Here is a 25354-nt window from a genome sequence, read left to right on the forward strand (position 1 = left end):
AGTTCCTCCAGGCAACAAAAGTATGTCAGCCGGTCTGACTACCTGCCCGGAGGCAACAATGACGTTGATGACGCGGCGCGGCGACCAGCCGCTGGACCCGCGCGGTTCCCTCTGGCGCCCCGACACCGGATGGCCGCTCCCGGCCGCCCCCGCCGGTCGGCCGTACGGGGCCGGAGCGAGGAGCGTCGACGATGAGTGACGCTCCCGTGTTGCTGGAGATGCGTGGGATCACCAAGGAGTTCCCGGGGGTCAAGGCGCTCTCCGACGTGAACCTTGTGGTCCGGCGTGCCGAGATCCACGCGATCGCCGGCGAGAACGGGGCCGGCAAGTCGACCCTGATGAAGGTGCTCAGCGGGGTCTACCCGTACGGCAGCTACTCGGGCCAGATCGTGTACCGGGGCGAGGAGAGCCGGTTCTCCGACATCCGGGCCAGCGAGCAGGCCGGCATCGTGATCATCCACCAGGAACTCGCGCTGGTGCCCGGGATGTCGATCACCGAGAACATCTTCCTCGGCAACGAGCCCCGGCGCGGCGGCGCGATCGACTGGAAGAGCGCCAACCGGCAGGCCCTGGAGCTGATGGCCCGGGTCGGGCTGCGGGAGGACCCGGACACGCTGATCAAGGACATCGGCGTCGGCAAGCAGCAGCTCGTCGAGATCGCGAAAGCCTTCGCCAAGGACGTCAAGCTGCTCATCCTGGACGAGCCGACCGCCGCGCTCAACGAATCCGACTCGCAGCACCTGCTGGACCTGCTGCGCGGCTTCAAGCAGCGCGGCATCACCTCGATCATCATCTCGCACAAGCTGAACGAGATCGCCCAGGTCGCCGACTCGATCACCATCCTGCGGGACGGCCGGACGATCGAGACCCTGGACGTCAGGGCGGACGGGGTGGACGAGGACCGGATCGTCCGGGGAATGGTCGGCCGGGAGCTCTCCAGCCGGTTCCCCGACCACACACCCAAACTCGGCGAGGTCTTCTTCGAGGTGCGGGACTGGACCGTCCGGCACCCCATCTCGGCGGACCGGATGGTGGCCAAGGGCTCCAGCTTCACCGTCCGGCGGGGCGAGATCGTCGGCTTCGCCGGGCTGATGGGCGCCGGGCGTACCGAGCTGGCGATGAGCATCTTCGGCCGGTCCTACGGGGTCTACCAGGGCGGCCAGATCGTCAAGGACGGCCGGGAGATCGAGCTGAAGTCGGTGGCCGACGCCATCGCGCACGGCCTGGCGTACGTCAGCGAGGACCGCAAGTCGCTCGGGCTGAACCTGCTCGACGACATCAAGACCTCGGTGGTCTCCGCGAAGCTCTCCAAGATCGCCGATCGTGGCGTGGTCGACCCGGTACGCGAATACCAGGCGGCCGAGAGCTACCGCAGGAGCCTGCGGGTCAAGGCCCCGAGCGTCGACGAGGGCGTCACCAAGCTCTCCGGCGGCAACCAGCAGAAGGTGGTACTGGCCAAGTGGATGTTCACCGACCCTGACCTGCTCATCCTCGACGAGCCCACCCGGGGCATCGACGTCGGCGCCAAGTACGAGATCTACGGCATCATCCAGCAGCTCGCCGACCAGGGGAAGGGCGTCATCGTCATCTCCTCCGAGCTGCCGGAGCTGATCGGCCTCTGCGACCGCATCTACACGGTCTTCGAGGGCACCATCACCGGCAACATCGAGCGGCGGGACGCCGATCCGGAACTCCTCATGAAGCAGATGACCTCAGCGAAGAAGGCGCAGATCCGGTGAGTCGCATAAAGGAACTCAAGCAGTCCCTGTTCGCGGGGACGACGTCAAACGCCCGGCAGTTCGGGATGATCTTCACGCTGGTGGCGATCGTCCTGCTCTTCCAGATCCTGACCGACGGGCTGACGCTGAACTCGAGCAACCTGATCTCGCTGGTCAGCCAGTACTCGTACATCCTGATCCTGGCCATCGGGATGCTGATGGTGATCGTCGCCGGCCACATCGACCTGTCGGTCGGCTCGATCGCCGCCTTCGTCGGCATCGTGGTGGCCCGGGCCATGCAGGAGTGGTCGCTGCCCTGGCCGGCGGCGATCCTGTTCGGCCTGCTCGTCGGCGCCGCGATCGGCGCCTGGCAGGGCTTCTGGGTGGCCTACATCGGGGTGCCGGCGTTCATCGTCACGCTGGCCGGCATGATGCTGTTCCGGGGCGGCAACCAGTTCATCGGCAGCGCCGACACCATCCCGGTGCCGGAGGGCTTCCGGCAGATCGGCGCCGGCTTCCTCCCGGAGGTCGGCCCGAACACCGGCTACAACAACCTGACGCTGCTGCTCGGGCTGCTCGTCGCGGCGGCCATCGTGCTGCGGGAGTGGAAGCTGCGGCGTACCCGGCGGGAGATGGACGCCGACGTCGCCCCGATGTGGATCTCGTTGATCCGGGTCGCGCTGCCGGTCGCGGTCGTGATCTACGCGGCCTTCCGGTTCGCCGGCGGCCGGGTCGGCACCAGCTTCCCGATCTCCGGCATCATCCTCGGCGTACTGGTGGTGGCCTACTCGTTCATCACCCGGAACACCGCCGGTGGCCGGCACATCTACGCGGTCGGCGGCAACGCGCGGGCCGCCGAGCTCTCCGGCGTCAAGCTCAAGCGGGTCAACTTCCTGGTCATGATGAACATGTCGATCCTGGCCGCGCTGGCCGGCATGATCTTCGTCGCCCGGTCGGCCGCCTCCGGCCCGCAGGACGGCATCGGCTGGGAGCTGGACGCGATCGCCGCGGTCTTCATCGGCGGCGCGGCCGTCTCCGGCGGCCTCGGCACCATCAGCGGGTCGATCGTCGGCGGCCTGGTGATGGCGGTGCTCAACAACGGTCTCCAGCTGATGGGTGTCGGTTCGGACCGGGTCCAGATCATCAAGGGCCTGGTGCTGCTGCTGGCCGTCGCCCTCGACGTCTACAACAAGAACCGCGGGCGTTTCTCGATCATCGGATCGGTGACCCGCCCGTTCCGCCGGGAGGCGCCACCCGCCGGGCCGGCGTCCAGCGTCGAGACGGGTCAGCAGCCCGCCAAGACTCCGGTGGCCGGCTGACGGTCACCGCCGGTGGGGCGGGGAAACCCTCCGCCCCACCCCCACCACCCTGCAAAGAAGGGCAACCTGCAATGCGTAGATTCCTAACCAGGGGTGTCGCCGCCGGCGCCATCGCCCTGTTGGCCCTCACGGCCTGCTCCGAGCGTTCCGGTGACGGTGGCGGCGAGGCGGGCTCCGAGAAGGGCTTCGCCGCCAACTCGCTGATCGGGGTGGCGCTGCCCGCCAAGACCTCCGAGAACTGGGTGCTCGCCGGTGACCTGTTCACCAACGGGCTCAAGGAGGCCGGCTTCACCTCCGACGTGCAGTACGCCGGTGCCACCAGCACGGTCGCCGACCAGCAGGCGCAGATCTCGGCGATGGTCACCAAGGGCGCCAAGGTGATCGTCATCGGTGCGACCGACGCCGCGCAGCTGACCACCCAGGTCAACGCCGCCAAGCAGGCGGGCGCGTACGTCATCGCCTACGACCGGCTGATCAAGAACACCGAGAACGTCGACTACTACGTGGCGTACGACAACTTCAAGGTCGGCCAGCTCCAGGGCCAGGCGCTGCTGGAGGGCATGAAGGCGAAGAAGCCGAACGGCCCGTACACCATCGAGCTCTTCTCCGGCTCGCCCGACGACAACAACTCGGGGGTCTTCTTCGAGGGCGCGATGGACGTGCTGAAGAAGGAGATCGACGCCGGCAACGTGGTGGTCGGCTCGGGGCAGACCGACATCAAGCAGACCGCCACCGACGGCTGGAAGGCCGAGAACGCCCAGCGGCGGATGGACTCGCTGCTCACCTCCACCTACACCAGCAAGACCCTGGACGGCGTCCTCTCCCCGAACGACACCCTGGCCCGGGCGATCCTGACCTCGGTCAAGGGCGCCGGCAAGCCGCTGCCGGTGGTCACCGGGCAGGACTCCGAGGTGGAGTCGGTCAAGTCGATCGTGGCTGGCGAGCAGTACTCGACGATCAACAAGGACACCCGGAACCTGGTGAAGGAGACCATCGAGATGGTCAAGGCCCTCCAGGCCGGCAACGAGGCGAAGACCAACGACACCGAGTCCTACGACAACGGTGCCAAGGTGGTCCCGGCCAACCTGCTGGAGCCGCTGATCGTCACCAAGAAGAACGTGGTCGAGGCGTACGCCAACGACCCGAAGCTGGCCCCGCTCACCGCCGGCGCCCAGTAAGCGGCATCAGCAGGCCGCAGCGGGTTGCACCGTCCGGGTCCCCGGGATCGACGATCCCGGGGACCCGTTCTGCGCTGCGGATCGTTCAGGTGGTCACCAGCAGGGTGCGGCCGTCGTCCCGGGCCGGCAGCAGCTCGCCGATCACCGGATGGCCGGGCAGTTCACCGGCGACCAGCAGGCCGCCGGAGGTCTGCGCGTCGGCCAGCAGCAGCAACTCGTCCTCGGCGACCCCGGCCGTCTCGGCGTGCGGGCGCACCCAGTCGAGGTTGCGCCGGGTGCCGCCGCTGACGAAACCGTCGACCAGCGCCGCCCGGGCACCGTCCAGGTACGGTACGGCCGACGCGTCCACCCGGGCGGTCACCCCGGAGGCCCGGGCCAGCTTGTGCAGGTGGCCGAGCAGCCCGAACCCGGTCACGTCGGTGGCGCAGCGGATCCCGGCCGCCAGCGCCGCCGTCGAGGCGGCCCGGTTCAGCTCGGTCATCACCGCCACCGCCTGGTCGAACACCTCGCCGGTCTGCTTGTGCCGGCTGTTCAGCATTCCCACACCGAGCGGCTTGGTCAGGGTCAGCGGCAACCCGGGCCGCCCGGCGTCGTTGCGCATCAGCCGCTCCGGGTCGGCGACGCCGGTCACCGCCATCCCGTACTTCGGCTCGGGGTCGTCCACGCTGTGCCCGCCCGCCACGTGGCAGCCCGCCTGCCGGGCCACGTCCAGCCCGCCGCGCAGCACCTCGGCGGCGAGCGCCAGCGGCAGTACCTCGCGGGGCCAGGCCAGCAGGTTCACCGCCACCACCGGGGTACCGCCCATCGCGTAGACGTCGGAGAGGGCGTTGGCGGCGGCGATCCGGCCCCAGTCGTACGGGTCGTCGACCACCGGGGTGAAGAAGTCGGCGGTGGCGACGACCGCGGTGCCGGACTCCAGGCGTACGACTGCCGCGTCGTCGCCGTCGTCGAGCCCGACCAGCAGTTCACCCGGCCCGGCCGGCGCGGCGGTGCCGACCAGCCCGGCGACCACCTCGTCCAACTCCCCGGGCGGGATCTTGCAGGCGCACCCGCCGCCACGCGCGTACCGGGTCAGCCGGTGCCGTTGCATCGTGCCCATCCGACCACTGTCGCACCCCGTCGCGATCACGGCCGGCCGACGCACTTCCCGGGCAGGTGCAGATCAGGTGTGGTTAAGTGCCGATGGAGGGGTCTCGGAACGAGGTGGGAATGGACGGCGCGGCCGATCCTCGGCGGCGGGTGCCACGCACCGACGTGCTGCTCGCCGATCCCCGGTTGGCCGCTGCCGGCGCCACCCTGGGGCGGGACCGCCTCAAGGCCGTACTCGGTGCCGCGCAGGATCGGGTCCGGCGCGGCGAGATCCCGCCGGAGGAGGTCGTCCCGGCGACCCTGGCCGCGCTGCCGGCGACCGCCGCCGGGCTGCGTCAGGTGCTCAACGCGACCGGGGTGGTCCTGCACACCAACCTGGGCCGGGCGCCGTTGTCGGCGGCGGCCGTCGACGCGGTGGTCGCCGCGGCCGGACACACCGACGTGGAACTCGACCTGCGGACCGGGCGGCGGGCCCGGCGGGGCAGGGGCGCGCTGGCCGCACTCGCCGCCGCGGTGCCGACAGCCGGGGCGGTGCACGTGCTCAACAACGGTGCCGCCGCCCTCGCCCTGGTCGCGACCGCACTCACCGCGGCACACCGGACAGCCCGGCCAGCCGGTGCGGGGCCGGAAGCGCCGGCCGGGCCAGCGCCAGCCGACGTCGACCCGGCGGCGCCCGCGGGGGCGGGTCCGACGGGGGGTCGCCGGGCCGGTTCCGCCGGGGCTGCCGACGTCGATCCGGCCGGTCGGGAGATCGTGGTCAGCCGGGGCGAGCTGGTGGAGATCGGCGACGGGTTCCGGCTGCCGGACCTGCTGGCCAGCACCGGTGCCACGCTGCGCGAGGTGGGCACCACCAACCGGAGCACCCTGGCCGACTACGCGGCGGCGGTCGGGCCGCGTACCGCCTTCGTGCTCAAGGTGCATCCGTCGAACTTCGTCGTCCGGGGGTTCACCGCCGCCGTACCGGTGCGGGAGCTGGCCACCCTCGGCGTGCCGGTGGTGGTGGACATCGGCTCCGGGCTGCTGGCGCCCGACCCGCTGCTGCCGGACGAGCCGGACGCCGCCAGTGCGCTGCGAGCCGGTGCGGCCCTGGTCACCGCCAGCGGCGACAAGCTGCTCGGTGGGCCGCAGGCCGGGTTGCTGCTCGGCGACGCCGGACTGGTGGAGCTGCTGCGCCGGCATCCGCTGGCCCGGGCGATGCGGGTGGACAAGCTCACCCTGGCCGCCCTGGCGGCGACCCTGACCGCGGGGCAGACCCCGACCTGGCGGGCGCTGCGGGTCACCCCGGCCGCGCTGCGGCTGCGCACCGAACGGCTCCGCGACCAGCTCGCCGCCGACGGCCTGCAGGCCGAGGTGGTCGCGCACGACGCCGTCGTCGGTGGTGGCGGGGCGCCGGAGGTCACCCTCGACTCGTGGGCCCTCGCCCTTCCGCAGGAGTACGCCGAACCGTTGCGCCTCGGCGATCCGGCGATCGTCGGCCGGCTGGAGCGGGGCCGGCTGCTGCTCGACCTGCGCTGCGTACCCGCCGAGCGGGACGGGGCGGTGCGCACCGCCGTCGCCCGGGTGCCCCGGCCCTGGCGGGAGCACTGACGTGCAGGTCGTCGCCACCGCCGGACACGTCGACCACGGCAAGTCCACCCTGGTCCGGGCGTTGACCGGGATGGAGCCGGACCGCATTCCGGAGGAGCGGCGCCGGGGCATGACCATCGACCTCGGGTTCGCCTGGACCGGCCTGCCGTCCGGGCAGGTACTCGCGTTCGTCGACGTACCCGGACACGAGCGGTTCGTCCCCAACATGCTCGCCGGGATCGGTCCGGTGCCGGCCGCGCTGCTGGTGGTCGCCGCCGACGAGGGCTGGATGCCGCAGTCCGCCGAGCACCTGGCCGCGCTCGACGCGCTCGGCGTCCGGCACGGGCTGCTGGTGGTGACCCGGACCGACCTGGCCGACCCGGCCGGCGCCATCGCACAGGCCCGGGCCGAGATCGCGGCCAGCTCGCTCGGCCCGGTCGAGACGGTCGCGGTCAGCGCGACCACCGGCGCCGGGCTGGCCGAGCTGCGGGCCGCGCTCGACCGGCTCGCCGCCCGGCTGCCGGTGCCCGACCCGAGCGCCCCGGTGCGGCTCTGGGTGGACCGGGCCTTCACCGTCCGGGGCAGCGGCACCGTGCTGACCGGCACCCTCGGGGCGGGGACGCTGCGCACCGGTGACGAACTGGAGCTGACCGGCGGCGGGAGGCTCGGCGGCGGGCAGCGGGTCCGGGTCCGCGGCCTGCAGGCGCTGGGCAACCCGGTCTCCCAGGTCGCCGGGGTGGCCCGGGTCGCGGTCAACCTGCGCGGGGTGACCCGCGAGCAGGTCGGCCGGGGCGACGTGCTGCTCACCCCCGACCGGTTCGCGCGGACCGACGTGGTCGACGTGCGACTGCACGGCGACCCGGTGGCCGAGCTGCCGGCCGAGCTCACCCTGCACGTCGGCTCGGCCGCGGTGACCGCCCGGGTACGCCCGCTCGGCGTCGACACCGCCCGGCTGCGGCTGGACCGCCGACTGCCGCTGCGGATCGGTGACCGGGCACTGCTGCGTGACCCCGGCCGGCGGCACGTGGCCGGCGGGGTGACGGTGCTCGACGTCGCACCGCCGCAGTTGCGTCGGCGTGGCGCGGCGGCCGTCCGGGCGGCGGTGCTGGCCGGGCTGGACGGCCGCCCCGACGAGTCCGCTGAGCTGGCCCGGCGCGGCGTGGTCCGGCGGGCCGACCTGGAGCGGATGGGGGTTCCCGTGACGACCGTGCCGGTGGCCCCCGGCTGGCACGCCGACCCCGGGCACTGGCGGGACCTGGGGCGGCGGCTGGTCGACGAGGTGACCCGGTCGGCGCGGGCGCATCCGCTGGAACCGGGGATGCCGGTCGAGACCGCCCGCCGGCTGCTGGAGCTGCCGGACCGGGTGCTGGTCGAGGCGCTGGTCGCCGCCCCGCTGCTGAACCGGGACGGCCGGATCGCTCCGGGCGGCGCGACCGGCGCGCTGCCGGAGCAGGTCGCCCGGGCGGTACGCCGGGTCGGCGCGGAGTTGGCCGGCCGGCCGTTCGGCGCCCCGGAGGCGGCCCGGCTCGCCGAGTTCGGGCTCGGGCACCGGGAGATCGGCGCGGCGGTACGGGCCGGCGTGCTGCTCAGGCTCGCCGACAACGTGGTACTCCTGCCGGACGCCCCGGACCGGGCGATCCGGGTACTCGCCGACCTGCCGCAGCCGTTCACCCTGAGTACCGCCCGGCAGGCCCTCGGGACGACCAGGCGGGTCGCGGTGCCGCTGCTGGAGCTGCTGGACCGGCGCGGCGCCACCCGCCGGCTGCCGGACGACGCCCGGATCGTGCTGGCCGGGGCCGGCGACCCGCAGCCGACCCCGGCAACCGGTTCCCGGCAGAACCCCTGGTCGCCGCCGGGCTCCGACCGTTCTCGGCGGGATCCCCGGCCGGCCCCGGCGGTACCCCTGGACGCCCCCGGGTGTCCCGCCGGCCAAACGGCCCCGAATGTCCCGCCGGCTGGACGGCTCCAGGCGTCAGGCCGACTGGCGGCTCCAGTGTCCTGCCGGCTAGACGGCTCCGGGTGTGCCACCGGGCTCCCGGAGGGTGAGCGCGGCGGCGACGACGACGCCCAGCAGCACCACCATGACGGCCGCCGCCACGGCCAGCGGGGGGAGTAGGACCATCGCCGGTGCCATGAGGACCAGCACGGCGATCCCGATCGGCCAGGGACCGGCCACCCGGACGAAGACCTCGTGGCCGAGCAGGATCCGGCCGGCGAGGAAGAGCACCGGACCACCGACGAGCACCGCGACCCAGCCGCCGGGGGTGTCCTCGACCGGATGACGGATGATCAACTCGTCGCCGACCGACACCAGCACGACGCCGGCCACCATGATCAGATGGGCGTATCCCGCCCACTTGGTCTCCCGGCCCGGATCGGCCGAGCCGGTGATGGCGCTGCCGAGCTTCTCCCGGGCCCGGTAGAAGTAGATCCACCAGAGCAGCACGGTGGTGAGGAACGAGACCAGCACGGCGACGGCCTGGACCGGCCCGTAGTCGGTGCCGCGCACCGTACGGGCCGTGATGATCACGGTTTCGCCGAGCGCGATGATGACGAACTGCCGGTACCGCTCGGCCAGGTGCCGACCGGCGGTGTTCCACTCCCAGGCCGGTGAGCGTCCGATCCCCGGGGTGGGCCAGCGCAGCACCGGCCCCAGGTAGTCCATGGCCAGGGCCGCCGTCCAGAGCACCATCCGCAGCATTCCGGAGACGTAGACCCCGCCGAACCAGAGCACTCCGGAGAGGGTGAACCAGAAGATGCCGCGCAGCGGCCGGTTGCGTAGCCGGTGATCCCGCAGGATCACCGCCAGGGTCGCACTGCGGAACAGGTGGATCCCGACGTACGTCGAGGCGAAGAGCAGGGCCCGGCCGTCGAACGCCTCGGGCAGCGAGGTGGACATCAGCAGGCTGCCGAGCATGATCGTGATGATCACCAGTTGCACGGCGGGGCGCCGCGAGTCCAGGGTGTCGGTGGCCAGGTTGGTGTACGACCACACCCACCAGACCGCCAGCAGCAGCAGGAGCGTCTCGTAGGCGCCGAGCGGGGTCAGCTTGCCCACCAGCGACTCGGCGAGCCGGGCCAGGATGAAGACGAAGACGAGATCGTAGAAGAGTTCGACCGGGGTGGCCCGGGTCGGCGTGTCCGGGTCGCGGATCAGCGTGGAGTGCCGGTCCCTCGCCATCCGCCGCCCGTTCTCTCGCCGCCGCGCCCGGACGAGCTGCCGATCAGCATCCTGACCTGCACGAATGCGCCGCTCGCCGGCTGTCGAAGCAGTCGTATCACGCCCGCGTGGCCCGGTCTGCGGCTTCACCGGACGGGGCGGCGGCTGGGCAGCCGCCGGAACCGGTGGGTGCCCAGCCACCGCCCTCCCGGACGCCGGCGCAACCCGGCCCGCACCCTCCGGACAGTTCGCGCTCAGCCCCGTAGTTCGGCGAGTAACCGGGCCCGGTGGGCGACCCGGGCCGGATCCCGGGCCGGAGCCACCCAGCCGAGCACCTGGTAGGCCGCCCGCACCTGGTCGGGGAAGAGCGCCGCCTGCACCGCCAGCCCGGCGGAGTGTCGCTGGAACGCCTGCTGGCGCTCCGCGTCGGTCATCCGGCCCCGCAGGGTCGGCAGCGCCAGCGAGGTGCCGGCCAGCTCGGACTGGCAGGCCAGCTCGCGCAGCAGCAGGCCGAGCGGCGAGTCGTCCGGGACGGTCCGCCGCTCGGGCCGGTCCAGTTCGGCCAGTGCGTCGGCCAGTACCGGCTCGATGGCGATCCCCGCCTCGACGGCACGTCGCCGCGCCTCGGCGGCCACCACCCGGCGCAGCAGGTCGGGCGGGGCGGTGGTGATCGCGGTCAGCAACTCCTGGTCGTCGCGCAGCATCCAGGTCGGCAGCTCCGGCGGATCCGACAGCAGCGGCACCAGTTGGCCGGTGGTCAGCGGCCCGGCCAGCCGGTCGGCGTCGAGGTGCACGCCGGTGACCAGGTCGGCCAGCCGCAGTGCGGCCTCGAGGCCGGCGCTGGACCAGCCGGGGTCACCCCGGTCGGGCAGGCCGACCCGGCGCATCAGCGGCACCAGGGCGTCCGGCGCCTCGCCCCAGCGCCGCACCGGGGAACCCGGGTCGAACCCGGTCCGCAGCACACCGTGCACCGCGTGCGCGAACCGCCGGTTGCCGTTGACGTTCGTGTACACCGACAGTGCCTCGGTGCCGCCCGAGACGGCCCGCAGCACCTCAATCCGGCTCCCCTGGTAGCCGTTCTCCTCCAGCACGAAGACCCAGCCGTCGAGTCGGCCGGCCAGCACGAGGGGCGTGAGCGGCGACGGGGTGGCCTGGTCGGCGCCGGCCAGCGACCGGAGGCTGGCCGGGTCGGCGCCGAACCGGCGCAACACCGCCGACTCGTCGCGGTCCCGGACGAACGTCAGACAGAACGCCTCGCGGAGGTTCGTGTCGTCGAGCCAGTCGTATTCCTCGTCGAGCCAGTCGTGGTCGCCCATCCCGTCCCCGTCCCCGCCCCGTGCCCGATGTCCCGTGACTGCCAACCGTGGCCGACGACAGCCAACCTCGGCGGTACGACAAAACCCGGCGGGCGTCACCGCCGACGGGATTACGGTGAGGGCATGGACCCTTCCGCCATCTGGCGGGACAAGAACCATCGCTGGCGGATCGAGGCGATCCACGCTCCCGACCTGCGGTTCGCCATCTACGCCACCAACGGCACCACCGAATCCGCCCCGCTCTGGCTCTACGGCATGCCGGCGCTGGCCCGCTGGCTGATGATCCAGAACATCGAGCTGGGCGACCTGGTGGCGGAGGACCTGTGACCCGCGACGCGACGTCACGGTGCCCCGGCCGCCCACCCGTCGCGTAGTTTTCCTTCTTGACCAGCTTCTGTGTCGTAGGTAACTTCCGAGAGACGTTTCCGTGCCCGCAGCCCCGCCCCCGGGAGGCCGTCGTGCGACGCAGAAAGTTCCTCGCCAGCACCGCCGCAGCCAGCGCCCTCGGCGCCGCGGCGGGCACCCTCGGCGGCGCCGCCGCCTCCGCAGCCCCGGACACCGACCGCTCCGGCCCGGACGGGCACGGCGGGCACGGCGGCGGGCGCGGCCGGCGGGTCAGCACCGGCCTGGACGTGCTCGTCGACTCCCGGTTCGCCGCCCTGGCCGGCCAGCGGGTGGGTGTGCTCTCCAACCCGACCGGGGTGGACACCCGCTACCGTCACCTGGTCGACCTGATGCACGGCTCCGGCCGGGTGCGGCTGACCGCCGCGTTCGGGCCGGAGCACGGCTTCCGGGGCTCGGCCCAGGCCGGCGGCAGTGAGGGAACCGGCATCGACGCCCGGACCGGTGTCACCGTCTACGACGCGTACGGCGCCTCGCAGGCGAAGTGGGGTGAACTGATCACCCGGGCCGGGATCGACACCGTCGTCTTCGACATCCAGGACGTGGGTGCCCGTTTCTACACCTACATCTGGACCCTCTACGACTCGATGGTCGCCGCCGCCCGGCTCGGCATCCGGTACGTCGTACTCGACCGGCCGAACCCGATCGGCGGGCGGGCGTACGGGCCGATGATGACCACGCCGTTCACCTCGGGGGTCGGCAAGAAGGAGATCGTGCAGCAGCACGGCATGACCGTCGGCGAGCTGGCCCGGTTCTACAACGGCGAGTTCCTGCCGGCCGAGGCGGGCCGGCCGGTCGACCTCACCGTGATCAGGTGCCGGGGCTGGCGGCGCGGCGACTTCGCCGCCGACACCGGCGTGCCGTGGGTGCTGCCCAGCCCGAACATGCCGACCCCGGACACCGCGCTCGTCTATCCCGGCACCTGCATGTTCGAGGGGGTCGCCTCGATGACCGAGGGGCGGGGGATGACCCGGCCGTTCGAGCTGGTCGGCGGCCTGGCCGAGGACTTCGACTACCACCTGGTGGACCGGGTCGCCGCCCGGGAACTGCCCGGGGTCGAGTTCCGGGAGGCGTACTTCTCGCCGACGGCCGCCGGCCAGAAGCCGGACCTGCTGAACAAGCTCTGCGCCGGCGTCGAGGTACGGGTCACCGATCCAGCCCGGTTCGACCCGGTGCGTACCGGTGTCGCGCTGCTGGTCGAGGCCCGGAAGTATCCCGCGTTCGCCTGGCGGGCGGACAGCTGGGACGCCGCCCGGCCGTACTGGATCGACAAGCTGACCGGCTCCACCCGGCTGCGCACGATGATCGACGCCGGGGCGGACGTGCCGGACGTGGTCGGTGCCTGGTCGGCCGAGCTGGCCGAGTTCGACCGGCGGCGCCGGCCGTACCTGCTCTACTGACAGCCGGCCGCCTCTGTTCTACCGCCCGGCGGCCGCCTCTGTGCTACGGCCCGGCGGCCGTGTCCGGCCTACCGGCCGGCGGTCACAGCCCCTCGCACGGCTGGTCCCCGACCGCGCAGCTGGTCGGCCGCTTCTGGGTGAGCGTGGTGTCCCGGTCCACCTCGAACCGGATCGTCACCGAGCGCTTCGCCGCCAGCGGGGCGCCGGTGAAGGTGACCTGCTGCTCCTCCTGCCGGTAGCTCTCCGCTCCGGTGGCACCGGCCAACCGCGCGCCACCGGAGAGGGTGAGCACCAGGGTCCAGCCCGTGGCGGCCGCGTCGCCGTCGTTCGTCACCACCACCTCGCCCTCGTAGCCGAGCAGCCGGCTCCGCACCGTGCTGTACCGGGCGGCCAGGTTCGGCTGGCCCGCCCTCGGCGGGTTCGCGGCGGTCGGCGGCGAGGTGCGGCGGGGCGTGGCGCCGGGCCGGGCCGGGCGGCTGGGCGGGACCGTGCTGGCGGCGCCGGTCGGGGTCCGGGCGCTCGGTGCGGGCGTACCCGCCGGGGTGCTCGGCGTGGCGCTGGCGGCGGTGGCCGTCGGTCCGCCGGCCCGGTCGTCGTCCCGGCCCAGGATCAGGCCGGCGGCCACGACCGTCCCGCCGACCGCCAGGGCCAGCACTGCCAGCGCGGCACCGAGCCGCCGCCTGGACCGCCGGCCCGGATCGGGCCGGCCGGCCGGCACGGCGCCGAGCACCTGGGTGGGTGCCGGCAGCTCCACCTCGCGGAACGCCAACCAGTCGAGTACGGCGGGCAGCCGGGTGTCGAGCAGTCCCCGGTGGCACTCCGCGCGCCGTCCGGGGTCGGCGGGCAGCCAGGGCTCCTCGTCGTCGCCCTGCACGACCGTGAGCCGGCATCCCTCCGCGGTGGCGGTCAGCTCGCACTCCAGCCGGGTCTGCTGCCCTTCCTCGGGCCAGCGCAGCACGATCCGGTGTGGCCGGTCCACCTCGACCAGCTCGACGACGATCAGCTCGTCGAGGTCGGGCAGGTCGACCGGGCGCAGCTCGAACCGGCTGATCGACGAGGGCCGCGGTGCGATCGAGGCGAACCACTTCGGCAGCAGCTCGCGATCGGTGAGCGCCCGCCAGACCCGTTCCGGGGGGTGGCGCAGCTCGACGCTGGTCCGGATTTCGGTCACGGCGGAACTGTACGGCCACCCGTCAGCGCGCGTCCGCCGGCCCTGCCGCCGCCGGCGCAGGCCAACGCCGGCCCGAGCCGTCCGTCGGGGATGTCTGGCGGGTCGGTCACCGGATCGGAGGCGATTTCGGTATTCGGCAAAACAGGCTGTATGCGGTAATTAGCATGATCCGGGTGAGAAACAAGGGACTGCGGACCCTGCTGTCGGTCGGCGCCGCGCTCGCCGTGATCTATTTCGGCACCACCGGGGCGGAGGGCGGCGAGGACGGGGTCACCAACACCGTCCTGCTGCTGGCCGTGGCCGCCGGCCTGATCGTCTGGTACCTGACCCGGCCCGCCTCGGGCAAACCGGTGAGCTGACCGCGCACCGGATCGGCCGCCCTGCCCCGGCGGCACTGCCACACCGGCCGCCCTGCTCAGGCGGCAGCGTCATCGGGCCGCTCACCGGGTGGCGGCGACAGCCGCCCTGTTCAGTTCGGCGATCGACTGCTGACCGAGCGAGACGCGGACCAGCGCGGAGGCCAGCCGGGGAAAGTCGCCCCCGTCGACCAGCCCGGCCAGTTTGTCCGGTGTGGACGGCAGGCCGAGCCGGCCGGCCGCCTTGACCGCCCTGGCGTCGGCGTACGGCCGGACGTCCGGCCAGACCGCCTGGACCTCCCGGAGGAAGATGTCCGCACCGGTCGGTCCGATGCCCGGAAACCGGGTCAACTCGCGCCGCAGCACGGACGGGTCGCCGCCCGCCTCCCGGTGCAGCCGGCGCAGGTCGCCGTTCCAGCGCTCCAGGCACAGTCGTGCCCCGTTGCCCAGCATCGTCGCGGTCCGCTCGTCGTAGCGCCGGTAGTGTCCCCGGCCCAGGGCGTCCACCAGCTCCTGCCAGCTGCGCGAGTCGGTGCCCTGCGGGGTGCGGCAGCCGGCCGCGAAGAGCTCCCGGGCCGCCGCCACCGCCACGCCGGCCCGGATCCGGGTGCTGAGCAGCGTGGTCAGCAGCAGCAACTGGTAGAGCGGGCCCGGCCGGTCGGCCAGCCGGATGCCGGCCTCGTCGGCGTACGTGCGGCCCTGCCGGTCCAGCAGCACCCGCACGATCGCTCGGTCTCGGTTCATTCCGTCCGGTTACCCGGTCGAGCCGGTCAGCGCACCTGACGGCACCCGTTCGGCACACCGCCACCACCGGGCCCCGATCTCGCGGAGCTGGGCGATCTCGGCGACCTCGGCCGGCCGGGCGGCCGACCGAATGGCGGCACCGGCACCGGGTATCCCCATGCCGGGTACCCGGGCGTACGTGGCGCGCTCGGCGAACCGGACGGTCGCGAGACCCCCGGCGAACCGGACGGTCGCGAACCCCCGGGGCACCCCGCCGGTCGGCGGGCCGCCGCCGGCCGGCGCCCACGAACGGCGGCGGCCCGACCTGGCGTCGCCGAGTGGTACGACGACCTCGGAAGGGGACGGCGATGACGAACGTGCAGCAGCCGGAGATGCGCCGCAACGAGCTGAACCCGACGGTGCAGGACAGCAAGGGGCCCCGTCCGGACGAGCCGACCCGGGTCCGTGGCGGCGGTGGTCGGCGGATCCCGCCGGACCAGGTCTCCCCGTACGGCCCGTCGGCCCGGCCGGTCGCCGAGGACCCGGACCGGAACGCGGCCGGCCGTGGCGAAGCGCGCCGGATCGACTGACCGGCACGGCTTCCGGCCAGGGCGTCAGCGGCGGCACCGGCCGCGGCCCAGCTGTCCGAGCGTCACCACCGCGGCCACCCCGTACGCCAGGTGCGGCACGATGTCGGTGAGCCAGTCCGTACGGCTCCACCGGCGTGGATCGGTGACGCCCAGGGCGGTGAGGGTGCCGTCGGAGGCGAGCATCGCACCGGCACCGAAGAGCCCGGCCGCCACCGGCCCGGGGAGCCGGCGCAACCCGGTGAGGGTGAGCGCCGCCCCGGACAGCACGCCGGTCGCGTAGCCGAGCAGGGGCCCGAGGCCCGAGCGGCGGTTCGCCGCCCGGTCCTCGGGCCCCAGACCCACGTGCAGCATCTCGGCGAGCCGCTGCGCGCTCTCCTCCGGGGTGTTGCTGGCCGGTCGCGCCCGCAGGGCCATGTCGAGGTAGGTGACCACGTTCAGGGCCACGCTGCCGACCGCGCCCGCGATCGCCCCGTCCACCGCCTCGGTGAGCGGACCGCCCGGTGCCGGCCGGTCCAGCAGGCCGGCGACGACACCCCGGCCGGTCACTTGGGCTCCCCGGGACCGCGTTCGCCCTTCGGCCCGAGTCCCCGTTCGCCGCGCACGAAGCCGGGTCGGCCGCGATCCTCCCGGAGGTACCGGTTCGCGGTGTCGTCGGCCTTGCTGTCGTTGGCCCGGCGGCCGGAGTTGTCGATGTGCTTGCGCAGCCGCGTGCGCTCCACGTCGTACGCGTTACTGCCCGGTCGTGGTCCTGGCATGGCTGCCTCCCCGTCGTGTCGGCGCCGTCCCGGCTGGTCTACCCGCCCGGGTCCGGGCCATTCACGCGGCGTGACGGCCTTGGGGCCGCGCGGCGCCGCCGGGCGTAATCTCGCAGTGCGCTCCGGGATGGGCGGGAGGGGCGTTCGGACATATGGGACCATCGGCGGATGGCGCAGCTCGCCCGGCAGCCGGGCGCGGGCGGCGCGGGCCAGTCGCAACCGGCCGATGGTGACAGGCGGAACGGGTACGGGTGAGCGGGTCATGCGGGACGTGCTGGACGAACTGGACCGTTGGTGGCGGGCGGGCGAGCCGGTCGGGATGGCGACCGTCGTCGCCACCTGGCGTTCGGCGCCCCGGCAGGCCGGGGCAACCATGCTGGTCGGCCCGGACGGCGCGGCGGTCGGCAGCGTCTCGGGCGGCTGCGTCGAGGGTGCGGTCTACGACCTGACCCGGCAGGTCACCGCCACCGGCCAGCCGGCCCTGCACCGGTACGGCGTCTCCGACGACGAGGCGTTCGCGGTGGGCCTGACCTGCGGTGGAGTCCTGGACGTGTACGTCGAGCGGGTCGACCCGGCCGGCTTCGGGGAGTTCGCCGAGGTGGCGGCGTCGATCCGGGCCGGCGAGCCGGTGGCCGTGCTGACCTGCGTGTCAACCGGTGCGGCGGATCCGGACGGGCGACTCGGCCGGCGGCTGGTGATCTGGCCGGACCGGACCGCCGGTTCCCTCGGCACCGACCGGCTGGACGCGGCGGCCGTCGACGACGGGCGGGGCCTGCTCGCCGCCGGTCGCACCGGCACGCTCCGGTACGGCTACCACGGCCAGCGTCGCGGCGAGGACCTGCTGCTCTTCGTCGCCTCGTACGCCGCGCCGCCCCGGATGATCGTCTTCGGGGCGATCGACTTCGCCGCCGCGCTGGCCCGGATCGGGGCGTTCCTCGGCTACCGGGTCACGGTCTGTGACGCCCGCCCGGTCTTCGCCACGCCGCGCCGGCTGCCGGACGCGCACGAGGTGGTCGTCGACTGGCCACACCGCTACCTGCGGGCCGAGGCGGAGGCCGGGCGGGTGGACGGGCGCACCGTGGTCTGCGTGCTGACCCACGACCCCAAGTTCGACGTGCCGGTGCTGGAGGTGGCGCTGCGGCTGCCGCTCGCTTACGTCGGCGCGATGGGTTCGCGGCGTACCCACGACGACCGGTTGGCCCGGCTGCGGGCGGCCGGCCTCGACGCCGACGAACTGGGGCGACTCGCCTCTCCGCTCGGGCTGGACCTGGGGGCGCGTACCCCGGAGGAGACCGCCGTCAGCATCGCCGCCGAGATCGTCGCCGGACGGTGGGGCGGTACCGGCCGTCCGCTGTCGGCGACGGCCGGCCGGATCCACCACGAGGCACCCGCCGCGGAGGATGCGGCACCGGTCGGCTGACCGGCCCGCACCGGGTCCGAGCGCGGCCGGTCGGGGTCGGCGCGCCGTGTGGAACTCCAGCCCGGCCCGGTCTAGCGGTGGACGTCGATCCTCTGGTAAGAATTCCTTCAATCTCCTTCGCCGTCATCAAAGAAACCTTCATCCCCTGTTTCCGGAGGTCCACCGTGACCGGCATCCCCCTGTCCCGCCGTGACGTCGTACGCGGCGCGGTGTTCCTCGGCGTCGGCGCCGCCACCGGCGGCCTGTCGATCGCCGGCGCCCCGCCCGCGCTGGCGGCGCCCGACGAGGCGACCGCGCTCGCCGTTCCCGTTCCCACGATCGCCAGCTGCGCCACCTGGGGCGCCCGGTCACCGGGTTCACTCAGCGTGATCCCGTCCTCGCCCGACAAGATCGTGATCCACCACACCGCCGGCTCGAACACCACCAACTACACCCAGGCGCAGGCCTTCGCGATGGCCCGCAGCATCCAGAACTTCCACATGGACGGCAACGGCTGGTCCGACTCCGGGCAGCACTTCACCATAAGCCGGGGCGGTTACGTCATGGAGGGCCGGCACAACAGCCTCTCCCGGCTGCGCGCCGGCAGCGGCATGGTGGTCGGCGCACACTGCCCGGGCCAGAACGACAAGGGCATCGGGATCGAGAACGAGGGCACCTACACCAGTGCCACCCCGCCGGCCGCGCTCTGGGACAGCCTGGTGGCGTTCTGCGCCTACGTCTGCGACCAGTACGGCATCGCCGCGTCCCGGATCTACGGGCACCGGGACTACGTCGCCACCGCCTGCCCCGGCAACGTGCTCTACGGCATGCTGCCGCAGCTGCGGGCCGACGTCGCCGACGCGCTCGCCGGGGGCGGCACCCCACCGCCGGCGTTCAGCGCGACCGTCGACAACACCACCGCCGGCCGGTTCACCGCCAGCGCGAACTGGCGCACCTCGACGTACTCCACCGAGCGGTACGGCGCCGACTACCGGTACGCCGACCCCGCCGCGACCAGCGACGTGGCCTACTACAAGGTGAACGTCCCGGCCGAGGGGAGATACCGGATCGACGCCTGGTATCCGGGCATCGCCGGCTACAACACCGCCACCCCGTACATCGTGCTGGCCAAGGGCGGGAACCAGACGGTGGTCGTCGACCAGAGCACCGGTGGCGGGGCGTGGCGTTCGCTGGGCACCTTCACGCTGACCGCCGGGGACCGGGACGTGGTCGGGGTGAGCCGGTGGAGTGGCGCCGCCGGGTACGTGGTCGCCGACGCCGTCCGGGTCACCCGGGTCTGACCTCCCCTCCGGCGCGATACCCGCGGGTCCGCGCATCATCGGCGGGTCGGCGGGTATCGGCGTACCGGAACCGGTTACGGGGGTGGGGGAGTGCGGTACGACGAGTTCGTCGCCAAGGTGCGCGACCGTGGCGAGTACGCGGATCCGGCGGAGGCGGAACGGGTGACCCATCTGGTGCTCGGGATCCTCGCCCAGCGGTTGTCCCCGGACGAGGCGGAGGACCTGGCCGCGCAGCTGCCCGGACCGCTGGCCGCGACCCTGATCTCGGCCGGGCAGGGTGCGGCGGGCGCCTTCGGGCCCCGGGAGTTCCTCGGCCGGATCGCGACCGGGGCTGGTGCGACCGCCCGGACCGCCGAGTGGGACGCCAGTGCCGTGCTGTGCACGGTGGCGGAGGCCATCTCCGGCGGTGAACTCAACGACGTGCTGACCCAGCTCCCGTCCGGGTACGCCACACTCTTCGGCCGCGCCGGCCTGAGCGGCTGACCCGACCGCCGCCTTCGGCCAGCACTACGGGTGGTCCGCCTGTCCCGAACATGCACGCTAGCATCCTAGGATGCTTTACGAGAAGTGTCACCGGTCACACCGGAACGGACCAAACAACACGACACCGGACACGGACGGCCGGTCCGGAATCAGGGCCGATATAGTGGCACGGCAATTGAGCAGCCACGGGAGCCGAATGTGCCGTAACCGGGGCTGCGTCGGATGCCGGTGTTCGTCCGGAATGCAGCAGGCGCTTTCGGGGGAGGGGCCGGTCGGAGTACGCACCGGTTTCTGGACCGCCCTCCGCCACAGCGCGGACGCCGGGCCGTGGCGTTGGAGGGAGGTTCGGTGTCGCGTCGGCCGGCGCGGGCGGATGACGCCCAGCCAACCGCTGACGCCGCCGGGCCCGTCGGCCCAGCGTGGCGGATCCTCACCGTCCCCAACCTGATCAGCTTCGTCCGGTTGCTCGGCGTACCCCTCTTCCTCTACCTCTTCCTGGTCGCGGGTGCGGACGTGGCCGCCGTGGTCGTACTCGCCGTCGGCGGCATGAGCGACTGGGTGGACGGTTACGTCGCCCGGCGGCTGCGCCAGGTCAGTCGGCTCGGCGAGCTGCTCGACCCGATCGCCGACCGGCTCTACATCCTGGCCACCCTCGTCGCGCTGACCGTCCGCGACGTGGTGCCGTGGCAGTTCACCATCGCGTTGCTCGCCCGGGACGTGGTGATGACGGCCAACCTTGCCGTACTGCGCTGGTACGGCTACCGTCCGCCACCGGTGCACTATCTGGGCAAGACCGCGACGTTCGTCCTGCTGGCCGCTTTTCCGGTGCTGCTGCTCGCGGCTACGGTGCCCGGGGCGGCTACCGTCGCCGGGGCGATCGGCTGGGGGCTGGCACTGTGGGGACTGGGCCTGTACTGGCTGGCCGGCGGGCTGTACCTGGGCCAGACCCGACGGCTGGTCCGGGCGTCCCGCTCGGCGCGGGCGGAGGTGGGATGACCGAGCAGGGCAGGCGGACGTACGCGGCCGATTTCCTCACCGAACTGTTCCAGAACCCCCTCGACCCCGGGTACGCCGACGCGGCCGAACGGCGTCGGCGCGGCGGACCGGTCACCGGGTGGCGGCGGTCCACCCCCCGGGCGGTGACCCTGGTGACCCTGGTGGTGCTGGGGTTGCTGCTGGCGGTGGCCTACCGGCAGACGGTGGCGGCGGAGCCGAGCCGGAGCAAGGCACGGGCCGGGCTGGTGACCCAGATCAAGCAGCGGGAGGCGGAGAACGCCGAGCTGACCGGGCGGGCCGACCGGCTGCGCGCGGAGGTGCTCCGGCAGCGGGACGCGGCGCTCTCCGGAAGCGCGGCGGCGAGACTGCGCAACCTCGAGGCGGCGACCGGGCTGGGCCGGGTCCGCGGCGACGGGCTGGTGGTGCGGGTCGCGGACGCGCCGGAGAAGTCGGACGGGGTCACCGCGGCCGGTGGCACGAATCTCGGTCGGGTGCTGGACCGGGATCTGCAGGACATCGCGAACGCGTTGTGGAGCGGCGGGGCGGAGGCGGTCTCGATAAACGGTCAGCGGTTGACCGCGACTTCGACGATCCGGGCGGCGGGCGGGGCGATCCTTGTCGACTTCAAGCCGGTGGTCGGCCCGTACGAGGTGTCCGCGATCGGTCCGGGCCAGTTGGAGCGGCGATTCCGGGACAGTGCGGCGGCGCGGCTGCTGGACAGCGTCTCCGAGGAGTACGGGATGTCGTTCGAGTTCCGTCGGGTCGACGACCTGACCCTGCCGGCCGCGACGGAGCCGCGGCTGCGCTACGCCACACCTTCGCCCGAGCCGACTCCGGTGCCGTCCGGGTCGTCGGCGGGCGGCGGAGGGTCCCCGAGTCCGCTTGGAGGCGGCCGATGATCGCTGTGCTCGCGTTGTTCGCCGGGGTGCTGCTCGGCGTCTGGCTGGATCCGACGGTGCCGTCGGCGCTCCAGCCTTACCTGCCGATCGCCGTGGTGGCGGCGCTGGACGCGGTGTTCGGCGGGGTGCGGGCCAAGCTCGACGGGATCTTCGACGACAAGCAGTTCGTGATCTCGTTCATCTCGAACGTGCTGGTCGCCGGGCTCATCGTGTACCTGGGTGACCAGCTCGGTGTCGGTGGGCAGTTGTCCACAGGTGTCGTGGTCGTCCTGGGTGTCCGGATCTTCGGCAACGTGGCGGCCATCCGCCGGCACCTGTTCCGGGCGTAGGTTCGACGGCGATGACGGAATCGAGCGAGCGGAACGAGCCGGCCGAGCCGGTCGGGCGGACGGTGCCGGACGGCCGGCCGGCGGACCGGGACGGCGCTCCGGCGGCGGCGGATACCGGGTCGGATCATCCGGGTACGCCGGGGTCGCCAGGTGTCGGGGTGTCGGACGCGGTTCTCCTCGGACCCGAGCGGCAGGCGGCCGAGCAGCCGGGCACCGTTCCGGCCGAGGACGGTCCGACGGAGCGGCTGCCGAGGGATGCCGGCGCGCCGGAGCGGTTGGCAGCCGCTCCGCTGCCGGCCGACGACGGCCCGACGGTGCCGTTGCCGGGCCGGGAGTTGCCGGGCCGAGACGGGACGGCGTCCGGCGGTGAGGACACGGTGCCGATCCGGAGCGGGGAGTCGGCTGCCGCGCCGGTCCCGGCGGTGCGTCGGCTGCTGGGCCGGTTGACGGCGGCGAACGCGATGATCGCGGTGTTGCTGGCGCTGCTGGGTTTCACCCTCGTGGTGCAGTTGCGGACCAACTCCACGGACGCGTCGCTGGAGACGGCCCGCCAGGAGGACCTGGTGCGGATCCTGTCGGACCTGGAGGCGCAGGAGGAGCGGGTCCGGCAGGACATCGCGGGCCTGGAGGAGAGCCAGCGGCAGTTGAACTCCGGTGCGGAGGGCCGGCAGGCGGCGTTGGACGAGGCGACCCGGCGGGCCGACGAGCTGGGCATCCTGGCGGGGACGTTGCCGGCTCGTGGGCCGGGGTTGACGGTCGGGTTCATGCCGGTGAGCAAGCCGATCGCGGCGTCCCGGGTGTTGGACGCGGTGCAGGAGCTGCGTGGTGCCGGGGCGGAGGCGATGCAGATCTCCGGTGCCGACGGTGCCACGGTGCGGATCGTCGCGTCGACGTACTTCCTCGACGCGGACGGCGGGATCTCGGTGAGTGGACGGCGGTTGACCGGACCGTACATGATCACGGTGATCGGTGATCCGAAGACGATGCAAACCGCACTGAACATCCCGGGCGGGGTGGTGGCATCGGTCAGCGGGGACGGCGGTAACGTGGCGATCCAGGAGCGGGAGATGGTCGACGTGTCGGCCGTGGTCTCGCCGAAGGATCTGCAACATGCGCGTCCGGTCTCCTGACCGGGTGCGGTCGGGGCGGCGGTTCGGCGTCCCGGATGTCTGGCTGGTGTGACGGAGAAGGACGCGTCTGTGATTCCTGAGGACCTGCGGTACACCGCGGAGCACGAGTGGGTGGCCGGCGACGGCAGCGGTCCGGTGCGGGTGGGCATCACCCACTTCGCGCAGGATGCTTTGGGCGACATCGTGTATGTCCAGCTGCCCGACGAGGGTGCGACGGTGCAGGCCGGCGAATCGTTCGGTGAGGTCGAGTCGACCAAGAGCGTCTCGGAGATCTACGCCCCGTTGACCGGTACGGTGGTGGCCCGTAACGAGCAGCTCACGGACACCCCCGAGGTGATCAACACGGACCCGTACGGGTCGGGTTGGCTGGTCGAGATCGTGCCGGCCGACGCGTCCGCGGTGGCGGGTCTGCTGTCCGCCGGGGCCTATCGGGAACTGACCGAGAGCTGATCGTGGTGACGCCGTCGCGTGGTTGTGTCCGCGCGTCTGGTTGCCCTGTATTTCGGCGCTGGCTAGGCTCGCCCAGTCGACCGAGAACCAATAGTTGCGCGTTGCGGAACTGCCTTCCCGGGCACGGGGGAGCCAGCCGCTGGGCCGCTAGGGCGCCCGGCGGCCAGACCCGTAACACCCGACGCCGACCGAACAGATCCGTGAGGTGGTCCCAATGACGCGCCCAGACGACGAGTTCCCCCCGCTCGACGTCACATCGACGCTGAACCTCGGTTCTCTCGACGAGATGTTGGAGGGGCCCGAGACCGACGTCGTGCCGAGCCGGATGTCCGGCTCGCTGCCGCCGGGGATGGCCTTGCTGGTGGTCCGGCGGGGTCCGAACGCCGGCGCCCGGTTCCTGTTGGACCACGATGTGACTACGAGCGGCCGGCACCCGGACAGTGACATCTTCCTGGACGACGTCACGGTGTCCCGTCGGCACGCCGAGTTCCACCGGGACGGCGGCACGTTCACGGTCCGGGACGTGGGCAGCCTGAACGGGACCTACGTGAACCGGGAGCGGGTCGAGGCAGCGACGCTGAGCAACGGTGACGAGGTCCAGGTCGGCAAGTTCCGGCTGGTCTTCATCGCCGGTCCGCGTTCGGAGGAGGGGGCCGTCCGGGGGTGAGCGAGCGCGCGGCGGCGGCTGTCCCCGGCCCGGGGGCGGCCGCTCGGAGCCAGCCGTTGATGAGTATCGGCGAGGTGCTGGCGCAGCTTCGGGTGGAGTTTCCCGACACCACGATCTCGAAGCTGCGTTTTCTGGAGTCCGAGGGTCTGGTCGAGCCGCAACGCACACCGGCGGGTTATCGCAAGTACAGCTGGGACGACGTGGCGCGGCTGCGGTTCGTGTTGACCGCCCAGCGTGACCAGTACCTGCCGTTGCGGGTGATCCGGGAGCAGTTGGCGGAGGCGGACCGGGACGGGCTGCCGGGTCCGGAGCGGCCCCGACCGTCGCTGGTGGCCGTCGGCCCGGATGGTGCGGTGCCGGGTCGGGAGGTGGCGGCTCCGGCCGGTGAGCCGGCGGCGGAGACCCGGTTGGACCGGACCGAGTTGCTGTCCCGTAGTGGCCTCGCCGAGGGGTTGCTCGCGGAGTTGGAGCGGATGGGTCTGCTGGTGTCGCAGCCGCCCGGCTGGTATGACGCGGACGCGTTGGTGATCGCGCAGGCGGTGGCCGGTTTGGCGGCGTACGGGTTGGAGCCGCGGCATCTGCGCGGTTACCGGACGGCGGCGGATCGCGAGGTGGGGTTGTTCGCGCAGTTGGTGGCGCCGTTGGCCCGGCAGAACGATCCGGCGGCCCGGGCGCGGGCGGCGGAGGCGGCGCGGGAGCTGGTGGGTCTGTCGCAGCGGCTGCACGGTGCGCTGGTCCGGGTGGGGTTGCGCGGAACGTTGGGCCGGTGAGCCGCCGGGCGGTCGTGCGTCCCGTCCCGGGCGGTGCTGGGTGTTCTTCGGCGGGGTGTCCGGTGCGGCGGTGCTGACCGGCCGCACCGGCCGGGGCGTCGTGTGCAGAAGATCTGCGGCGGCGGGCGTGGCGTAGGCTTCCCGGGGTAACCCGTGTGGTGCGGATGCGGGCGGCGCGGGTGGGACG

26 protein-coding genes and 1 pseudogene are annotated in these 25354 nt (G+C 73.0%); 19 read left to right on the forward strand and 8 right to left on the reverse strand.

Annotated features, from left to right (window positions below):
* Positions 1–191 precede the first annotated feature (191 nt).
* From mmsA to ACN28A_RS30745, 3 genes are all read left to right on the forward strand, one after another.
* On the forward strand, positions 192–1739 hold the full coding sequence (gene mmsA, locus ACN28A_RS30735) for a multiple monosaccharide ABC transporter ATP-binding protein (RefSeq protein WP_421401154.1): 1548 nt from the start codon (positions 192–194) through the stop codon (positions 1737–1739).
* Positions 1736–3037, forward strand: a complete 1302-nt coding sequence (mmsB, locus tag ACN28A_RS30740) for a multiple monosaccharide ABC transporter permease (protein WP_421401157.1) — start codon at positions 1736–1738, stop codon at positions 3035–3037. Before mmsA ends, mmsB begins: the two co-directional genes overlap by 4 nt.
* Before the next feature lie 71 nt (positions 3038–3108).
* On the forward strand, positions 3109–4215 hold the full coding sequence (locus ACN28A_RS30745; RefSeq protein ID WP_421401159.1) for a substrate-binding domain-containing protein: 1107 nt from the start codon (positions 3109–3111) through the stop codon (positions 4213–4215).
* Positions 4216–4300: 85 nt separating this feature from the next.
* On the opposite strand, the gene selD is transcribed toward ACN28A_RS30745, so the two are convergent.
* On the reverse strand, positions 4301–5314 hold the full coding sequence (selD, locus tag ACN28A_RS30750) for a selenide, water dikinase SelD (protein WP_421401162.1): 1014 nt from the start codon (positions 5312–5314) through the stop codon (positions 4301–4303).
* 83 nt (positions 5315–5397) lie between these two features.
* Here selD and selA point away from each other — a divergent pair, with 83 nt between their 5' ends.
* Together selA and selB are read left to right on the forward strand one after the other, a co-directional pair.
* Positions 5398–6891 (forward strand): L-seryl-tRNA(Sec) selenium transferase, encoded by a 1494-nt coding sequence (gene selA, locus ACN28A_RS30755; RefSeq protein WP_421401165.1) that lies wholly within the window; start codon positions 5398–5400, stop codon positions 6889–6891.
* Position 6892: 1 nt separating this feature from the next.
* A pseudogene (gene selB / locus ACN28A_RS30760) lies at positions 6893–8671 on the forward strand (selenocysteine-specific translation elongation factor); the annotation flags it as partial.
* 204 nt (positions 8672–8875) lie between these two features.
* Here the strand turns inward: selB and ACN28A_RS30765 are convergent.
* Both ACN28A_RS30765 and ACN28A_RS30770 read right to left on the reverse strand, forming a co-directional pair.
* Positions 8876–10051, reverse strand: coding sequence for a low temperature requirement protein A (locus tag ACN28A_RS30765; protein WP_421401167.1), 1176 nt, complete (start codon positions 10049–10051; stop codon positions 8876–8878).
* A 233-nt stretch (positions 10052–10284) separates the two neighbouring features.
* Positions 10285–11346, reverse strand: coding sequence for a DUF6461 domain-containing protein (locus tag ACN28A_RS30770; protein ID WP_421401170.1), 1062 nt, complete (start codon positions 11344–11346; stop codon positions 10285–10287).
* A 123-nt stretch (positions 11347–11469) separates the two neighbouring features.
* Here ACN28A_RS30770 and ACN28A_RS30775 point away from each other — a divergent pair, with 123 nt between their 5' ends.
* Positions 11470–11673, forward strand: a complete 204-nt coding sequence (locus tag ACN28A_RS30775; RefSeq protein WP_421401173.1) for a hypothetical protein — start codon at positions 11470–11472, stop codon at positions 11671–11673.
* Positions 11674–11804: 131 nt separating this feature from the next.
* Entirely contained in the window at positions 11805–13148 is a 1344-nt protein-coding gene (locus ACN28A_RS30780; RefSeq protein ID WP_421401175.1) for an exo-beta-N-acetylmuramidase NamZ family protein, read from the forward strand.
* Between the two features lie 82 nt (positions 13149–13230).
* On the opposite strand, the gene ACN28A_RS30785 is transcribed toward ACN28A_RS30780, so the two are convergent.
* Positions 13231–14319, reverse strand: a complete 1089-nt coding sequence (locus ACN28A_RS30785; protein ID WP_421401178.1) for an SRPBCC domain-containing protein — start codon at positions 14317–14319, stop codon at positions 13231–13233.
* A 173-nt stretch (positions 14320–14492) separates the two neighbouring features.
* Between ACN28A_RS30785 and ACN28A_RS30790 the strand changes: the two genes are divergently transcribed.
* A complete protein-coding gene (locus ACN28A_RS30790) occupies positions 14493–14678 on the forward strand; it encodes a hypothetical protein (RefSeq protein ID WP_421401181.1) in 186 nt (61 codons plus the stop codon).
* Between the two features lie 81 nt (positions 14679–14759).
* Here the strand turns inward: ACN28A_RS30790 and ACN28A_RS30795 are convergent, their stop codons facing one another.
* Both ACN28A_RS30795 and ACN28A_RS30800 read right to left on the reverse strand, forming a co-directional pair.
* Positions 14760–15419 carry a hypothetical protein gene (locus ACN28A_RS30795; protein ID WP_421401184.1) on the reverse strand — a complete coding sequence of 220 codons (660 nt, stop codon included), beginning with the start codon at positions 15417–15419 and terminating at the stop codon, positions 14760–14762.
* A 9-nt stretch (positions 15420–15428) separates the two neighbouring features.
* A complete protein-coding gene (locus ACN28A_RS30800) occupies positions 15429–15668 on the reverse strand; it encodes a hypothetical protein (RefSeq protein WP_421401186.1) in 240 nt (79 codons plus the stop codon).
* A 98-nt stretch (positions 15669–15766) separates the two neighbouring features.
* Between ACN28A_RS30800 and ACN28A_RS30805 the strand changes: the two genes are divergently transcribed.
* Entirely contained in the window at positions 15767–15988 is a 222-nt protein-coding gene (locus tag ACN28A_RS30805) for a hypothetical protein (protein ID WP_421401189.1), read from the forward strand.
* Positions 15989–16012: 24 nt separating this feature from the next.
* Here the strand turns inward: ACN28A_RS30805 and ACN28A_RS30810 are convergent, their stop codons facing one another.
* Together ACN28A_RS30810 and ACN28A_RS30815 are read right to left on the reverse strand one after the other, a co-directional pair.
* The gene (locus tag ACN28A_RS30810) at positions 16013–16465 is read right to left on the reverse strand and encodes a hypothetical protein (RefSeq protein WP_421404723.1); all 453 of its coding nucleotides are present in this window, start codon (positions 16463–16465) and stop codon (positions 16013–16015) included.
* Between the two features lie 65 nt (positions 16466–16530).
* A complete protein-coding gene (locus tag ACN28A_RS30815) occupies positions 16531–16743 on the reverse strand; it encodes a phosphatidylethanolamine-binding protein (protein ID WP_421401191.1) in 213 nt (70 codons plus the stop codon).
* Positions 16744–17005: 262 nt separating this feature from the next.
* Here ACN28A_RS30815 and ACN28A_RS30820 point away from each other — a divergent pair, with 262 nt between their 5' ends.
* From ACN28A_RS30820 to ACN28A_RS30865, 10 genes are all read left to right on the forward strand, one after another.
* Positions 17006–18163, forward strand: coding sequence for an XdhC family protein (locus ACN28A_RS30820; protein WP_421401193.1), 1158 nt, complete (start codon positions 17006–17008; stop codon positions 18161–18163).
* Between the two features lie 164 nt (positions 18164–18327).
* A complete protein-coding gene (locus tag ACN28A_RS30825; protein ID WP_421401196.1) occupies positions 18328–19443 on the forward strand; it encodes an N-acetylmuramoyl-L-alanine amidase in 1116 nt (371 codons plus the stop codon).
* Between the two features lie 90 nt (positions 19444–19533).
* Positions 19534–19926, forward strand: a complete 393-nt coding sequence (locus tag ACN28A_RS30830) for a DUF2267 domain-containing protein (protein WP_421401199.1) — start codon at positions 19534–19536, stop codon at positions 19924–19926.
* 348 nt (positions 19927–20274) lie between these two features.
* The gene (locus tag ACN28A_RS30835) at positions 20275–20922 is read left to right on the forward strand and encodes a CDP-alcohol phosphatidyltransferase family protein (RefSeq protein ID WP_421401201.1); all 648 of its coding nucleotides are present in this window, start codon (positions 20275–20277) and stop codon (positions 20920–20922) included.
* Positions 20919–21821: a DUF881 domain-containing protein gene (locus ACN28A_RS30840; RefSeq protein WP_421401204.1), complete on the forward strand. Its 903-nt coding sequence runs from the start codon at positions 20919–20921 to the stop codon at positions 21819–21821. Before ACN28A_RS30835 ends, ACN28A_RS30840 begins: the two co-directional genes overlap by 4 nt.
* Entirely contained in the window at positions 21818–22150 is a 333-nt protein-coding gene (locus tag ACN28A_RS30845; RefSeq protein WP_278061588.1) for a small basic family protein, read from the forward strand. Before ACN28A_RS30840 ends, ACN28A_RS30845 begins: the two co-directional genes overlap by 4 nt.
* A gap of 11 nt (positions 22151–22161) precedes the next feature.
* Entirely contained in the window at positions 22162–23280 is a 1119-nt protein-coding gene (locus ACN28A_RS30850; RefSeq protein WP_421401206.1) for a DUF881 domain-containing protein, read from the forward strand.
* 69 nt (positions 23281–23349) lie between these two features.
* A complete protein-coding gene (gene gcvH, locus ACN28A_RS30855) occupies positions 23350–23730 on the forward strand; it encodes a glycine cleavage system protein GcvH (protein ID WP_421401208.1) in 381 nt (126 codons plus the stop codon).
* 214 nt (positions 23731–23944) lie between these two features.
* A complete protein-coding gene (odhI, locus tag ACN28A_RS30860) occupies positions 23945–24397 on the forward strand; it encodes an oxoglutarate dehydrogenase inhibitor Odhl (RefSeq protein WP_421401210.1) in 453 nt (150 codons plus the stop codon).
* Positions 24394–25167: a MerR family transcriptional regulator gene (locus ACN28A_RS30865; protein ID WP_421401213.1), complete on the forward strand. Its 774-nt coding sequence runs from the start codon at positions 24394–24396 to the stop codon at positions 25165–25167. Before odhI ends, ACN28A_RS30865 begins: the two co-directional genes overlap by 4 nt.
* The last annotated feature ends 187 nt before the right edge of the window (positions 25168–25354 follow it).

The sequence above is a fragment of the Plantactinospora sp. WMMB782 genome, from assembly GCF_049179135.1.
In the GTDB taxonomy this organism is placed as follows: domain Bacteria; phylum Actinomycetota; class Actinomycetes; order Mycobacteriales; family Micromonosporaceae; genus Plantactinospora.

What these genes read in the sequence shown, in the direction of transcription:
- selA (WP_421401165.1), top strand. Translation starts at nt 5,398, where the DNA reads ATGGAGGGGTCTCGGAACGAGGTGGGAATGGACGGCGCGGCCGATCCT.
- ACN28A_RS30840 (WP_421401204.1), top strand. Translation starts at nt 20,919, where the DNA reads ATGACCGAGCAGGGCAGGCGGACGTACGCGGCCGATTTCCTCACCGAA.
- ACN28A_RS30745 (WP_421401159.1), top strand. Translation starts at nt 3,109, where the DNA reads ATGCGTAGATTCCTAACCAGGGGTGTCGCCGCCGGCGCCATCGCCCTG.
- ACN28A_RS30805 (WP_421401189.1), top strand. Translation starts at nt 15,767, where the DNA reads ATGACGAACGTGCAGCAGCCGGAGATGCGCCGCAACGAGCTGAACCCG.
- mmsA (WP_421401154.1), top strand. Translation starts at nt 192, where the DNA reads ATGAGTGACGCTCCCGTGTTGCTGGAGATGCGTGGGATCACCAAGGAG.
- ACN28A_RS30795 (WP_421401184.1), bottom strand. Translation starts at nt 15,419, where the DNA reads ATGAACCGAGACCGAGCGATCGTGCGGGTGCTGCTGGACCGGCAGGGC.
- ACN28A_RS30845 (WP_278061588.1), top strand. Translation starts at nt 21,818, where the DNA reads ATGATCGCTGTGCTCGCGTTGTTCGCCGGGGTGCTGCTCGGCGTCTGG.
- ACN28A_RS30850 (WP_421401206.1), top strand. Translation starts at nt 22,162, where the DNA reads ATGACGGAATCGAGCGAGCGGAACGAGCCGGCCGAGCCGGTCGGGCGG.
- ACN28A_RS30770 (WP_421401170.1), bottom strand. Translation starts at nt 11,346, where the DNA reads ATGGGCGACCACGACTGGCTCGACGAGGAATACGACTGGCTCGACGAC.
- ACN28A_RS30765 (WP_421401167.1), bottom strand. Translation starts at nt 10,051, where the DNA reads ATGGCGAGGGACCGGCACTCCACGCTGATCCGCGACCCGGACACGCCG.
- selD (WP_421401162.1), bottom strand. Translation starts at nt 5,314, where the DNA reads ATGGGCACGATGCAACGGCACCGGCTGACCCGGTACGCGCGTGGCGGC.
- ACN28A_RS30815 (WP_421401191.1), bottom strand. Translation starts at nt 16,743, where the DNA reads ATGCCAGGACCACGACCGGGCAGTAACGCGTACGACGTGGAGCGCACG.
- odhI (WP_421401210.1), top strand. Translation starts at nt 23,945, where the DNA reads ATGACGCGCCCAGACGACGAGTTCCCCCCGCTCGACGTCACATCGACG.
- ACN28A_RS30775 (WP_421401173.1), top strand. Translation starts at nt 11,470, where the DNA reads ATGGACCCTTCCGCCATCTGGCGGGACAAGAACCATCGCTGGCGGATC.
- ACN28A_RS30820 (WP_421401193.1), top strand. Translation starts at nt 17,006, where the DNA reads ATGCGGGACGTGCTGGACGAACTGGACCGTTGGTGGCGGGCGGGCGAG.